The 271-nt window shown below is 50.9% G+C and carries 1 rRNA gene; it reads left to right on the top strand.

Features of this window, described 5'->3' with window-relative positions:
• Window positions 1–159 precede the first annotated feature (159 nt).
• Window positions 160–271: ribosomal RNA gene (gene rrf / locus AC2AXP_RS22760) — 5S ribosomal RNA — on the top strand; the annotation flags it as partial.

The raw sequence follows: 271 nt of genomic DNA, 5'->3' as shown, positions 1-271 counted from the left end.
GTAAGTGCAGCGATGCATTGAGCTAACCAGTACTAATGATCCGTGAGGCTTAACCTTACAACACCGAAGGTGTTTTAGAGACAAAGATATTCAGCTGGTTCCGAGATTGGTTCTGATGGCTTTACGTAAAGTGAAGCAGTTGGAATGAAACAGAATTTGCCTGGCGGCAATAGCGCGGTGGTCCCACCTGACCCCATGCCGAACTCAGAAGTGAAACGCCGTAGCGCCGATGGTAGTGTGGGGTCTCCCCATGCGAGAGTAGGACACTGCC

The sequence above is a fragment of the Serratia sp. Sp408 genome (assembly GCF_057180665.1).
This window is presented reverse-complemented; position numbering and strand designations above follow the sequence as displayed.